This is a genomic window from Levilinea saccharolytica, from assembly GCF_001306035.1.
Taxonomy (GTDB): domain Bacteria; phylum Chloroflexota; class Anaerolineae; order Anaerolineales; family Anaerolineaceae; genus Levilinea; species Levilinea saccharolytica.
Genome location: NZ_LGCM01000037.1, coordinates 1 through 13,950 on the forward strand (window position 1 = coordinate 1; position 13,950 = coordinate 13,950).

Genomic DNA, 13,950 nt, shown 5'->3' on the forward strand with positions numbered 1-13,950 from the left:
GGTGAGCGCAGCCTTTGCTGTGGGGGCAGCCCTTTTGGGTGCGGTGCTGCTGTGGAAGCCGGGCTGGCTGGCATGGGCGCTGCGCTTGCGTGCGAGCCTGCCGTTGGCGCTGCTGTGGGCGGCGGGGCTGGCCGTGAGCGCGGCGGTGTGCTGGCTGTTCCTGTACACCAAATGGAGCGGGGTGCTGAACGGCCCCTATTTCCGCACGTTGGCCTACGGTTTTGCCCTGGTGGTGATGGCCTGGCTGGCGGCGGGCAAAGCTCCATCCCTTTTCACCTGGAAGGGCTGGCTGAGCGCCGGTGTGGCTTTGGGGATCGTCTTCGCGGCCCTTTTGGCGGCCCAAGAGGTGGTTTCGTATCCTTTCCGCCTCTCCTGGTCGGAGGGCAACCGCCTGTGGGATTATTCGCTGATGTACGGGCGCGATATTTACAACTATCCGGCCCATCTACGCATTCCGGCCTATATTGACCGCGGGCGGCAGAGCCTGTGGGGCCTGCCCTTCATTTTGCCTTCCGTGTCCATTCTGGGCGTGCGGCTGTGGAGCGCGCTGGTGTACAGCGTGCCCTACATCTTGCTGGGTTGGTTTGCGTTTCACGCCGGGCGCGCACGGGGTTGGACTTTGCTATTTTTGGGCTTATGGACCTATCTGTTCCTCAATCAGGGGCCCATTTATTCGCCCCTGGTGCTGGCAGCCATCCTGGTGGCGGCAGCCTGGCGCGCACCGCTGGCGGCTGCGGTTTTGCTGGTGGGCCTGGCGGGGTATTACGCGCGGGTCAGCCGCTACACCTGGCTGTTTGCACCGGCCATGTGGGCGGCGATGGTGGCCTTTATCAGCACGGGTATCCCCGGCGTCACCACCGCGCTGCGCCGTTGGGTGCGGGCGGGGGTCCTGGGCGCGGCGGGCGTGTTTGGCGGCTATCTGCTGCCGGAACTGCTGGCCTGGGTTCGCAGCCTGAGCCGCGGGGTGAGCACCGGCGGGGGCGGCGGGGTGGTCAGCATTGAGGGCATCACCTCCACTTTAGAGCGCCAGCCGCTGCTGTGGAACCGGCTGTGGCCGAACCCCACCTACGCGCCGGGGATTGTGCTGGGCCTATTGATGGCCGCCGGCCCGCTGGTGCTGCTGTTGGTGCTGTTTGCGCGCCGCCAGGGCTGGCGCTTGGACGTGTGGCAAAAACTGGCAGTGGCGGGGGTGCTTTTGGCCTTTTTGGGCGTGGGGCTGGTGATCAGCGTCAAAATTGGCGGCGGCAGCAACCTGCACAATCTGGATATGCTCCTGATCGGCCTGCTGTTTTGGGCGGCGCTGGCCTGGGAGGCGGGCCTGGGCGGCTGGCTGCTGGCGCAGCGGGATCGCCCCTGGTGGGCCGCGGCCCTGACCCTGGCGGTGGTGCTGTACCCCGCCTCTCAGGGCATGCTCAAGGCGCATCCGATGGATTTACCCTCGCATGAGCGCGCCGCTGAGGTGCTGGCGGTGGTGCAGCAAAAGGTCAGCCATTTTGCCCAGCAAGGCGAGGTGCTCTTCATTGATCAGCGCCAACTGCTGACCTTTAACCTGGTGGAACAGGTGCCCCTGGTGCCGCAGTACGAGAAAAAGCTGCTGATGGATGAAGCTATGGCCGAGAATGAGGATTATTTTGAGGCCTTCTTTGAAGATTTGGCCCGCCAGCGCTTTTCTTTGATCCTGAGCGAACCGCTGTGGGTGAACTATCAGGGGGAGACCTACCAGTTCGGCAATGAAAATGACGCCTGGGTCAAATGGGTTTCGGTGCCGGTCTTGTGCTACTATGAACCGGTCGAGACGTTTATGGATGTGGGGGTGCAGCTGCTGACCCCCAAACCGAACCCGGAACCCGGCCCAGAGTGCCCGCGCCCCTAGGGTCGGGCAGGAAGCTGTGCATGGAGGAGAATCGGTGAGCGTTTTACTGGAAGCGGCGAGCCTGGCGGCCTGGGGGGGCATGTGTTTCCTGGGCGGGGTGTGGATTGTGCGCGGGGCCTTCCGGCTGCGCGATAATGAAGAGGTGCTGGTGGGCCTGGGGGTGGGGGTGGCCCTGGAAATCTGGCTGGCTAACCTGTTGGGCCGCTATATGCCCGTGCCGCTGGCGTTTTGGCTGGCGGCGGGGCTGGTTTTGACAGCGGGGCTGGCGCTTTCGCTGCCGCTGCGCAGTTGGAAAGAGGTCGCGGGGCTGTTCCGCATGCGCATTCTGCCTTTGCAGTGGCTGGCGCTGGCGGTTATGACCCTGGTGCTGTTCTCGGCGGGGCGCGGGCTGGCCATTTTGGATGATTACCAGAACCTGCCCACCACGTCCATGCTGGCGGCTGGGGATATCCCCCCGCGCTTTGCGCTGGACCCCAACGTGACCTTTGACTATCACTATTACACCCTGCTCTTCGCTGCGCAGGTGATGCGCCTGGGCGATTTGTTCCCGTGGAGCGCGCTGGACCTGGTGCGCGCCTTTGCTCTGGCCCTGTCCTTGCTGATGGGCGGGCTGTGGGTGCAGCGGGCCACGCGCAGCGCCCTGGCGGGGTGGATGATGGTGGTGTTTGCGGCTTTTAACGGCGGCACGCGCTGGCTGATGCTGCTGCTGCCGGAGGGCATCCTGCGGCGCTTTTCCGATCACATTCAAATGATCGGTTCGGCGGGCCAGAGCGCGCCGGATTTCTTCACCGCCATGCAGGGCACCTGGTCAGTGGACGCTGGATCGCAGTGGGAATTTCCCTTTGCCTATGCCAGCGGGATGAACGCCCCCAGCATCTGGACCTATCACTCCGGCGCGGGGGCCATGAGCGGCGTGCTGGGAACCTTCATCCTCCTGACCCATAACCGCTGGCGCGGCTGGCGGGGCGGGGTGGTGACGGCGGCGGTGCTGGCGGCGCGCGCGCTGGTGGCCGAAACCAGCCTGGTGCGGCTGCTGGTGGGCTTTGGGGCGGTGGCCGTGCTGTTTATGGCCCTCAACCGCACCTGGCGCGTGCCGCGTTCGCTGTGGCGCTGGGGACTGGTGCTGCTGCCGGTGTTGGCGGCGGCGGCGGTGCAGGGCGGGGTATGGAGCGGTCTGTTTTCCGGCTTGGTGGGCAAGGTGTCCGGCGCCGAAACGGGCGGCGGTTATTTCACCTTTGGCTTCCAGCTTATGTGGCCGCCAGCTTTCCTCTCCAGTCATCTGGGTTTCCTGTCGCTGGCCAATCCCTACCAACTGCTGACGGCGCTGTTTGAAATTGGGCCGATGCTCTTCACTCTGCCTCTGGCGATCCTGTGGGGCATCAAGGCTTTTCGTGCTCAACGCTGGTACGAGGCCGCGCTGATCGTCATGCCCATCCTCAGCCTGTTCACCCTGGTGGTGCAGTACACCGGCAACGCCGGGCCCACGGCCATCAACCGCGTGCAGGCCCAGCTCATCGGCATCACCAGCGGCGGCTTTGCCATGGCGGCGCTGTGGATGTGGATGGAACGGCGCAAGGCCTGGGTGCGGGCGGCGGTGGCCTCGGTGCTGTTTGTGGCCTGCTACGGCGGCTTTGTGCTGTTTGGCATTGAGCTGCTTTCGGCCACCCGCCCTATCAATTCCACCTTCATTCAGCTGCTGGACGCGCGTGTGGCCAAGGATTACTGGAACCGGCTGGAGCCGGAGGCGGTGGTGTTTGATCCCGGCTCGTGGCGGGCGGTGACGGTGTTGGGGCGTCCCACCAATTCGCACCTGACCTGGTATCAGGAAAAGCCGGAATGGCCGCAGCTGGTGGAAAATCCCCGGCCGGGCGTGCTGCGCGCGGCGGGGTTTGATTATGCCTATCTCGATTATGCCTATTGGAATCAACTGACGCCGGAGATCCAGCAGACGTATGAAAATTCGTGTGCGCGGTTGGTGGCGGAGTATGAATACGACCGCTTCCCCTATGATTTCCGCCGCCTTTATGATTTGAAAGATTGCCCGGCGGCCCCCTGAGGGCAGGGCGAACTGTGAGGGCTTCCTATGAAAACTTGGATTCAGCGCGGATGGGTGCTGCTGGGGGTGCTGCTGCTGGCGGGCTGTAATTTGCCAGACCTTACAGCTCCGGCGGGCGGCTCGGCCCAGCCGACCCCGTTGATCATTTCTCTGCCCCAATCGGGTGAAGCTGAAGGGGGTGCGCCCACGGCCCCCGCCGCGGAAGATACCGTGCGGGCTTTCCTGAACGCTTATCAGGAAAACCCGGACCAAATGAAGGGCTATCTCAGCCAGAACCGCGTGCAAAAGCTGACCAAGGGCGGAGCGTTGGAGCTTTTGCAGTTCAACGGGGCCTTGGAAGGTTTTTCCATTCAGGCGGCCTCGGTCAGCCCCACCACGGGGGTGGCCCAGGTGGAGGTGGAGGCCAAGGTGGGCGGCGCGGAGGTGCGGCGCACCTTCATCCTCATTCAAGAGGGCGGGCGCTGGATGATTGACGCTGTGCGCAAGCCCAAAAAGAAGTGACCCGCGGGGTATATTCCGCCCCTGACGTCAACCGAGAGGTACACTCACTTGCCTGGACAACCGCAATTCGTCCAGGCAATTTGTGATAAAATGCAGTGTCAAGCTGCTGCTGTGCAGTGGTTTGTGGGCGGTTTCAGACTGTCCAACCTTAGAGAGAGGTATCATTCAAATGAAAACAATTCGCAGGGAGATCCCTAACCAATTTCGGCTCCCCCGCCGTATCAGCCGCCTCGGCGAGCTGGCCTACAACTTGTGGTGGGTGTGGAACCCCGATTCCCAGATTCTGTTCTCCTTCATTGATAAGAATCTGTGGGAAGGCGTGTCGCACAACCCGGTGGCCTTTTTGCAGCAGGTGGAACGCCCGTACTTGAACGCGGTCACCAATGACCGCTGGTATTTGGAGCTGTACGACAAGGTCATGCAGCGCTATGATGATTATCTGCGCGGCGCCAACACCTGGTACAGCGAGAAATACCCCAAGCTGAAGCACAAATCCATCGCCTATTTCTCCTTTGAATTTGGCCTGCACGAATCCATTCCGGTGTACGCAGGCGGCCTGGGGGTGCTTTCCGGCGACCACCTGAAAGAGGCCAGCGATTTGGGCCTGCCGCTGGTGGGCGTGGGCTTTATCTACAACCAGGGCTATTTTGCCCAGCACATCACCGAAGACGGCTGGCAGGAAACTCGCAACCTGATCCTCAATTTTGATCAGATGCCGGTCATTCCGCTGACGGACGAAGATCATCAGCCCCTGACCATTCAGGTGGACCTGCCCGACCGGGCGGTGACGGCGCGCCTGTGGCTGATTCAGGTGGGGCGGGTTCCGCTGTACCTGCTGGACACCAATGTGGACAGCAATTCCCCTGCTGACCGGCAGCTGACCGCGCGCCTGTACAGCAACGACCCCGAGGTGCGCATTTCGCAGGAAATCCTGCTGGGCATTGGCGGGGTGCGCGCCCTGCGTCTGTTGGGCTATCAGCCGGACGTCTGGCACATGAACGAAGGCCATTCGGCTTTCCTGACCCTGGAACGGCTGCGCGAGATGATTCAGCAGGGCAAGACCTTCGAGCAGGCCGCCGCTGAGATCCGCAAGGGCAACGTCTTCACCACCCATACCCCCGTTCCGGCAGGTAATGATCAGTTCCCCCTGTGGCTGGTGGATAAGTACTTTGTGCAGGTGTGGGATCAATTGGGCCTGACTCGCGACCAGTTCATTGATCTGGCGCGCCACACCCAATCCTGGGGCGACAACTTCAGCATGCCTGTTTTGGCCCTGCACCTTTCCAATCAGGCCAACGCTGTCTCTGAGCTGCACGGTCAGGTTTCGCGGGCCATGTGGCAGTTCCTGTGGCCGGAGCGCAAAGAGGCGGATGTGCCCATCACGCACATCACCAACGGCGTGCACACCGGCACCTGGCTGGCGCGGCGCATGGGTTTGCTCTTCCAGCAGTATCTGGGACGCGATTGGCGCGAGCGCGCCGACGACTTGGATTTCTGGTCGCAGGTAGAAGCCATCCCCGACGCCCAGCTGTGGGCGGTGCGCGAGCATCTCAAGCGCAAGCTGATCATGTTCGCTAACGAGCGGGCGCGCAAGGCCTGGCATGAGGGCGGCAGTCACCCCGTGCAGGTGGTGGCGGGCGGCGTTTTGTTGGAGCCGTATTCGCTGACTATCGGGTTTGCCCGCCGTTTTGCCACCTATAAACGTGGCAATTTGATCCTGCGCGATTTCGACCGACTGATGCGCATCATCAACAACACGCGCATGCCGGTGCAGATCATCTTTGCAGGCAAGGCTCACCCGGCGGATGAACCCGGCAAACTGATCATCCAGCAGGTGTACCGCGCGGTGAAAAATGCCAAGACGGCCGGCCGGCTGGTTTTTCTGGAAGATTACGATATGAACGTGGCACGCTACCTGGTGCAGGGTGTGGATGTGTGGTTGAACACCCCGCGGCGGCCCAACGAAGCCTCGGGCACCTCTGGCATGAAGGCGGCCTTGAACGGCGCGCTGAACTTCTCGGTGTTGGACGGCTGGTGGCATGAGGCCTACAACGGCATGAACGGCTGGTCCATCGGCGACGAAACCGAATACAGCGACCCCAATTTGCAGGATGACGCGGAAGCGCGCGAGCTGTATGACACGCTGGAGAACGAGATTGTGCCGCTGTATTACAGCCGCCGCTCCAGCGACAAATTGCCTGGGGATTGGATGGTGCGCGTGAAAGAATCCATCCGTACCCTGGCTCCGCAGTTCAGCATGAAGCGCATGGTCAAAGAATACATGGACGAGCTGTATCTCTCGGCGATGGGTGTGAAAAAAGCTCCGAACGCGGCGGAAGATTAGCCGGAAAGGATCAGGACACCATGCAGTTTATTTTGACGCCAGAGGCTTTTTTGGGTGCGCTGCTGATTTTTGCGCTGCGCATCGGCGACATGTCCTTGGATACCATCCGCGTGCTGTTTGTGGTGCGGGGGCGCAAGGGACTGGCCTGGGGACTGGGGTTCTTCCAATCCCTCATTTTTGTGATCGCCATCAGTTCGGTGCTTTCGAACCTGGATAATTTCCTGAACGTGCTGGGTTATGCGGGCGGTTTCGCCACGGGCAACGTGGTGGGCATGCTCATAGAAGAGCGTCTGGCGGTGGGACACATTCATTTCACGATCATGTCTTCCACCCGCGGGGCGTCCATCACCGAAAAACTGCGTGCCAGCGGCTTTGCCGTCACCGAAATTCCGGCGCGCGGCAAGAACGGCACGGTGTTTGTGCTGCATGTGGATGTGACCCGCCGCGACAAGGATAACGTGGAGACGGTGGTTTTGGAAACCGACCCGGAAGCCTTTGTCACCGCGGAAGACGTGCGCCCCATCCGGCGCGGCTACTGGCGGGCCTGAGGCCCGATTAAAAAAGGAGTCCCCAATGCCTGTGAAAAGGGTGTTGGGGACTTTTTGGTTTGACCGCGGGAGGCAGCATGGACGCTTTGGTGGGTTTGGACCTGGGAACGTCGAGCGTGAAGGCGGTGGTCATGCAGCGCGACGGGCGTTTGTTGGCGGCGGCGGGCGAAGAAACTGCCCTGCACACCCCGCAGCCCGGCTGGGCGGAACAGGACCCCCAGGACTGGCTGGCGGCCAGTCTGCGCGCCCTGCGGCGGGCGGTGGCCGAGAGCGGCGTCTCGCCGCAGCAGGTGGCCGGGGTGGGGGTGACCGGCCAGATGCATTCGCTGGTGTGCCTGAGCGGCACGGGAGAGGTGCTGCGCCCGGCGATTTTATGGGCCGACAGCCGCAGTCAGCCCCAGGTGTACGCGCTGCTGCGCAGTCCCGGGGCCGACGCCCTGGCGGAATGGACAGGTAACCCGCTGGCGGCGGGGATGATGTTGGTCTCTTGGCTGTGGCTGCGCCAAAACGAGGTTGATACCGCCCGGCGCACACGCTGGCTGGTTTCCCCCAAGGATTATTTGCGCTGGCAGCTCAGCGGCGACCTGGGTACTGAGGACAGCGACGCTTCGGCCACGCTGCTGTTTGACCCCTTTGAGCGCTATTGGAGCCAGCCGGTGCTGGATCTTGCGGGTCTGCGGGAAGAAAACCTGCCGTATGTGAACCTCTCGGCGCGGGCGGCAGCCGGGCTGCGGCCGTCTATGGCGGCGGCCTGCGGACTGCGGGCGGGCACGCCGGTGGTCTTTGGGGCCAGCGATCAGGCGGCGCGGGCGGTGGGTCAGGGGTTATTAGATGAAGGCTGGGCGGCGGTGACCATCGGCACGGGCGGACAGATCTTTGCGCCGGTTGCGGATGCGCGCGCGGCGGCCCGCCAGGCTCCGCACCGCAAAGCCGTACACCTCTTCTGCCACGCCCTGCCCGACCGCTGGCATTTGCAGGCGGCCACCCTTTCGGCGGGGCTTTCGCTGCGCTGGCTGCGCGATCAGCTCTGGCCGGGCAGCGATTACGCCAGCCTGGCGGAGGCTGCTCAGGGGGTGGAGGCAGCCCAGGAGGGGCTGTTTTTCCTGCCGCACCTGGCCGGGGAACGCACCCCGCACCTGGATTCATCGGTGCGCGGCCTGTTCGCGGGGCTGAGCCTATCGCACCAGCGCGCTCATCTGACGCGGGCGGTGATGGAGGGGGTGGTGTTCAGCCTGCGTCAGGGGTTAGAGGCGCTCACCACGGCGGGCGCGCCGCTGGAAGGGCTGCTGCTGGCGGGGGGCGCGCTGCGCCATCCCCTGTGGGTGCGGCTGGCGGCGGATATTTTGGGGCAGGCGGTTTACACCACCGAGCGGGAGGAAATCACGGCGTGCGGGGCGGCCATGTTGGCGGGGGTGGGCGGCGGCGTGTACGCAGATGTGCGCGCGGCAGTTCAGCAGGCTGTTTCCCCGCTGGGGCAGCCCGTGCTGCCTGACCCGCAGCGGGCCGAGTTGTACACGCAGGCCTATGCGCGTTACTGCCGGCTGTATCCGGCATTGCGCCAGGCGGGGTTTGCGCGCCCGGCTTAGCTGGGCGGGTTCACTTTGCGCACTGTCAGGCGTAAGCCGTTGACGGACAGCACTTCCACACGCTCCCCTTCGGCGGCGTGCGGCTGGCCCTCTTCCACCTCGGCGGCCCACAGCTCGCCCGCCACCTGCACGGTTCCAGCCGGGTGCAGCGCCGTACGAACCACGCCCACCTGACCCGGAAGGGCTTCTCGCCCGGTGAGTACCGGTGTGCGCTGGGCGCGCAGGGCAAAGGTGACGATGGCCAGGAAGCTGGCCGCCAGGACGATGGAAGTGACCACCACCAGCACAGGCGAAATGCGCGGCAGGCCGGGGATGCGCACCGAATTAAAGAGGATCAAGGCCCCCGCGATGAGCGAAATGGCCCCCGCGGCGCTGAGCATGCCCACGGTGGGGGTTTTCACCTCCAGCACGAAGAGCACAAAGGCCACGCCGATAAAGAGAATGCCGAACCAGTTGACCGGCAGAATCCCCAGGCCGTAGACCGCCAGCAGGATGCACACCACGCCGATGAAACCGGCCACCCAGCCGCCGGGACTGGAGAGTTCGATCATCAAGGCCCAAATGCCGGTGGAAAGCAGCAGAAACACCAGATTGGGGTTGATCAGCAGTTGCAGTACGTTTTCGATCAGCGACGCGCGAATTTCCACCAGCTGCGCCCCGGCGGTGGTCAGGGTCACGCTGCCGCTGTCTAGCTCCACCGTGCGGCCGTCCATCTGCTCCAGTAAATCCTGCACATCGAAGGCTTTGTAATCCACCAGGCCGATGGCCAGGGCTTCTTCCACAGTCACGGCTTTGGCGGAATCAATCATATCTTCCGCCAGACGGGTGGCTTCGGGCGGGCGGTTGGCGGTCAGCGCGCGCACAGAGGCCTTGAGCGATTCCTTCACCTTGGCCTGCATGGTCTCTTCAATATCCTCACCCTGCCCGCCCACCGGGCTGGCCGCGCCGATGGTCGTTTCGGGGGCCATCGCAGCGACGTGCCCCGCCATCGTGATCAGCGCACCGGCTGAGCTGGCGGCGGCGTTGCGTGGGGAAACATACACGGCCACCGGCACGGGGCTGGAGCGGATGGTCTGCACAATGCGTTCCATGGTGTCAATCGCCCCGCCGGGGGTGTCGAGCTGCAAGACCACCACGCTGGCGTTTTGCTCATCTGCGGCGCGTAAACCGCGTTCCAGATATTCCACCAGCACCGGGGTGATGGGCCCGCGGAAAGTGAGCACCACCGCCTGGGGGGCGCTGCTTTGAGCCTGGGCAGGGATGACGCTCAGAACCCAAAAGATGCAGAAGAAGACCAGCCACAGCCGTGAAGCCATTCGTGATTTCATAACGTCCTCCGCTTTCATTATAACGTGAAGTTGTCCAAACCCCATGCGCCGTGTCACACCTTGGGCTGGCAGGCCGGGCTTAACAAATTTCCTATAGATCGTTAATACCCTTCGTATGGGGGGCGGGTAAGCTAAACCTGAGAAGTTCTTTGCGAAAGGAGTGCAGAACAATGGGAAAAATTATCGGTATTGACCTGGGAACCACCAACAGCGTGGTAGCCGTGATGGAAGGCGGAGACCCGGTGGTCATCACCACCGCAGAAGGATCGCGGCTGTGTCCATCGGTGGTGGCGTTTAACAAAAATGGAGAACGACTGGTGGGGCTTTCTGCCAAGCGCCAGGCGGTGATTAACCCGGAAAACACGGTGTTCTCGGTGAAGCGTTTCATGGGCCGCCGTTACGATGAAGTGCAGCAAGAGCGTCAGATGGTGCCTTACCGCGTGGTGAGCGGCCCGGCGGGGGATGCGCGCGTGTCCATCCCCATGAACCGGCGCGAATACACCCCGCAGGAGATTTCGGCCATGATCCTGGCCAAGCTGAAGGCAGACGCCGAGGCTTATTTGGGCCAGCCGGTGACCCAGGCGGTCATCACCGTTCCGGCGTATTTTAACGACAGTCAGCGTCAGGCCACCAAAGACGCGGGCCGGATTGCCGGTCTGGAGGTACTGCGCATCATCAACGAGCCCACCGCTTCAGCCCTGGCGTATGGGTTGGAAAAGAAACGCAACGAAAAAATACTGGTGTTCGACCTGGGCGGCGGTACCTTTGACGTCAGCGTTTTGGAGGTGGGCGAAGGTGTGTTTGAAGTCAAAGCCACCCACGGTGATACCCACCTGGGCGGGGACGACTGGGATGAGCGCGTGGTGCAGTGGCTGGCCGACACCTTCCAAAAGAACGAAAGCATTGATTTGCGCGCCGACCGTCAGGCCCTGCAGCGCCTGCGCGAGGCGGCCGAGAAGGCTAAGATTGAGCTTTCCAGCGTAATGGAGACCGAGATCAACCTGCCCTACATCACCGCCGATGCCAGCGGCCCGCGCCATTTGCAGATCAGCCTCAACCGCGCCCGCTTTGAAGAGCTGACCCGCGATTTAGTTGAGCGGCTGCGTGCCCCATTGGAAAGCGCGCTGCGCGATGCGGGTCTGAAAGCGGCGGAGATTGACGAAGTGGTATTGGTGGGCGGCTCTACGCGCATGCCCATGGTGCAAGATTTTGTGCGGGGTTTGGTGGGCAAAGAGCCCAACAAGAGCGTTAACCCGGATGAAGTCGTGGCGGTCGGCGCGGCCATTCAGGGCGGCGTTTTGGGCGGTGAAGTGCAGGATGTGCTTCTGCTGGATGTGACCCCCCTGTCGCTGGGTCTGGAGACCCTGGGCGGGGTAATGACGCCCTTGATTGAACGCAACACCACCATCCCCACCCGCAAGAGTCAGGTGTTCTCCACCGCCGAAGACGGCCAGACGGCTGTGGATGTGCATGTGCTGCAAGGCGAGCGCCCGATGGCCGCCGACAACATGAGTCTGGGCCGCTTCCGCCTGGACGGCATCCCACCCGCCCCGCGCGGCACGCCGCAGGTGGAGGTGACCTTTGATATGGACGCCAACGGCATTTTGAACGTTTCGGCGCGCGATCAGGCCAGCGGACGCGAACAGCGTGTGACCATCACCGCTTCGACGCAATTGAGTACCGCCGAGGTGGAACGCATGGTGCGCGAGGCGCAGACCAACGCCGCCGAAGATCAGCACCGCCGCGAACTGGCCGAAGCCCGCAACCTGGCCGACAACCTGCTGTATCAGGCCGAGAAGGTTTTGGGCGCAGGCGGCGTATCGGGGATGCAGCGCACCGAGCTGCAAAACCGCATCAACGAACTGCGCCAGGCGTCTGGCGGCAGCGACCTGAGCCGCATTCGTCAACTGAGCGAGGCCCTGCAGCGGGCTTTGCAGAACCAACCCGCCGCGGCCGCCGATCAGCCCGCAGCGGAGAATGGGGAGCCTGAGGTGGTGGACGGAGAATTCCGCGACGCCTGAGCTGCCGCACGGCAGGGCGCGCGTCAATTCAGTTTATCGGTAAGCACCGCACGGGTCCGGGCGTTCCCTCAGGGGGGCGTCCGGACTTCGTGATTCCGGCGTTTTCTTGAAGATTTCGGTAATTGTTGACCCAAAATGCGCATTTTATCGCTTTTTACCCGCTTTCCCTGATTGATCTATCCAAAATAATAGCTACAATAAAAATGGAACAATACTTGCAAGACTTTTTTTTCGGTCTTGATTAAGATAGAATTTATCAACGTATCGCGCGGGAACTGTCCGGGGTGTTTCAGCGTCTATGAGGTATCGGCTGCCAGCGAATGGATCGCCCTTGCAGCCCATTTCGAAAGGAGAATGTGATGTTGAAGCGAATTTCCCCCACTTTCTTAATGGTACTGGTGGTGATTCTGAGCCTATCGGCCTGCAACCTGCCGGGCATGCCCGCCGACGGCGGCAGCCTGGATCCGAACGCGATGAACACGGCGGTGGTGCAAACCGTGTCTGCCCAGCAGACGCAGTTTGCTTTTGACTCTTTGGTGCAGGAGCTGACCCGCGTGGCACAGACCACGCCCGACGCAGGGGAAGCCCCCAGCGGCGGCTTCACGGCCACCCCCACCTCCATTCCCAGCATGACCCTGGCGCCTTCGCAGACCCTGCCGCCCACTCAGACTCTGGCCCCCACCTCGACGGCGGTGCCGACCCTGACCGCGGTCCCCTGGACGCCGACGCCCATCGCCACCAACACCATTGCCGTGCCCTGTTACCGGGCGCAGTTCATCTCGGATGTGACCATCCCCGACGGCACCAAGATGCAGGCCAACCAGTCCTTCACCAAGACCTGGCGGCTGAAGAATTCGGGCAGCTGCAACTGGACCAACGAATTTGATCTGGTCTTTGACAGCGGCAACGCCATGAGCGGCCCGGCTTCGCAGAAGCTGCCCGCCACCATCCGCCCCGGCGACTCGGTGGATCTGTCGGTTTCGCTGAAGGCGCCTTCCTCCAGCGGCTCATACACAGGCAACTGGAAACTGCGCAGCTCCAACGGGGTGCTCTTTGGGCTGGGCGCCAACGCCAACAACCCCTTCTGGGTCAAGATTGAAGTCGGCGACACCGACCCCGGGAGCTGGGACAGCGACCACCCGCGCGATTTTGCCTATAACTACTGCCAGGCCATCTGGCGCACCAGCAAGGGCCAGATCTCCTGCCCCAGCGATGGGGATAACACCTCCACCGGCTCGGTGCGGCGTTCCAAGACCCCCAAGCTGGAAGACGGCTATCAGGAAGATGAAATGGCCATCATTGTAGCCCCCAATTCGGGCGACAGCGGCTACATTGTGGGGCGCTTCCCCGCCCTGAAGATCCGCGACGGTGATCACTTCCGCACGACCGTGGGCTGCATGAACGAAGCCACTGACTGCGACGTGACCTTCCGGGTGAGCTACGCGCTGGAGGGCGAGACCTCCACTAAAAACCTGGGGTCGTGGGATGAAGAATACGACGGCGACTGGACCACGATTGATATTGACCTGTCGGAATTTGCGGGCAAGCGCATTGAACTCTATCTGCGGGTGAACAACAACGGCTCTTCCAAGGATGACCGTGTGTTCTGGCTGGTTCCGGTGGTGTTCAAGCCTTAATCGTATCAAAATAGCGCGGCGCTCTTGCCCCTGGGTCAGGGCGCCGCGCAGGGTTC

Annotated in this window: 8 protein-coding genes and 1 pseudogene; 8 read left to right on the plus strand and 1 reads right to left on the minus strand. The window is 62.7% G+C overall.

Annotated features, from left to right (window positions below; all coding sequences use genetic code 11):
* The 6 genes and pseudogenes from ADN01_RS19630 to xylB form a co-directional block, all read left to right on the plus strand.
* Positions 1 to 1,873: pseudogene (locus ADN01_RS19630) on the plus strand (hypothetical protein); the annotation flags it as partial.
* A 34-nt stretch (positions 1,874 to 1,907) separates the two neighbouring features.
* Positions 1,908 to 3,929, plus strand: coding sequence for a hypothetical protein (locus ADN01_RS09945; RefSeq protein ID WP_062419832.1), 2,022 nt, complete (start codon positions 1,908 to 1,910; stop codon positions 3,927 to 3,929).
* A gap of 27 nt (positions 3,930 to 3,956) precedes the next feature.
* Positions 3,957 to 4,430: a hypothetical protein gene (locus ADN01_RS09950; RefSeq protein WP_062419831.1), complete on the plus strand. Its 474-nt coding sequence runs from the start codon at positions 3,957 to 3,959 to the stop codon at positions 4,428 to 4,430.
* 169 nt (positions 4,431 to 4,599) lie between these two features.
* Positions 4,600 to 6,774: an alpha-glucan family phosphorylase gene (glgP, locus tag ADN01_RS09955; protein ID WP_062419830.1), complete on the plus strand. Its 2,175-nt coding sequence runs from the start codon at positions 4,600 to 4,602 to the stop codon at positions 6,772 to 6,774.
* 20 nt (positions 6,775 to 6,794) lie between these two features.
* Positions 6,795 to 7,322 carry a DUF2179 domain-containing protein gene (locus ADN01_RS09960; RefSeq protein WP_062419829.1) on the plus strand — a complete coding sequence of 176 codons (528 nt, stop codon included), beginning with the start codon at positions 6,795 to 6,797 and terminating at the stop codon, positions 7,320 to 7,322.
* A 77-nt stretch (positions 7,323 to 7,399) separates the two neighbouring features.
* Positions 7,400 to 8,908 carry a xylulokinase gene (xylB, locus tag ADN01_RS09965; protein ID WP_062419828.1) on the plus strand — a complete coding sequence of 503 codons (1,509 nt, stop codon included), beginning with the start codon at positions 7,400 to 7,402 and terminating at the stop codon, positions 8,906 to 8,908.
* Here the strand turns inward: xylB and ADN01_RS09970 are convergent.
* On the minus strand, positions 8,905 to 10,236 hold the full coding sequence (locus ADN01_RS09970; protein ID WP_160318406.1) for an NfeD family protein: 1,332 nt from the start codon (positions 10,234 to 10,236) through the stop codon (positions 8,905 to 8,907). The two genes, xylB and ADN01_RS09970, sit on opposite strands and share 4 nt — an antisense overlap.
* Positions 10,237 to 10,406: 170 nt before the next feature.
* Between ADN01_RS09970 and dnaK the strand changes: the two genes are divergently transcribed.
* Both dnaK and ADN01_RS09980 read left to right on the plus strand, forming a co-directional pair.
* Entirely contained in the window at positions 10,407 to 12,257 is a 1,851-nt protein-coding gene (gene dnaK, locus ADN01_RS09975; RefSeq protein WP_062419826.1) for a molecular chaperone DnaK, read from the plus strand.
* 359 nt (positions 12,258 to 12,616) lie between these two features.
* A complete protein-coding gene (locus ADN01_RS09980) occupies positions 12,617 to 13,894 on the plus strand; it encodes an NBR1-Ig-like domain-containing protein (protein ID WP_062419825.1) in 1,278 nt (425 codons plus the stop codon).
* Positions 13,895 to 13,950 lie beyond the last annotated feature (56 nt).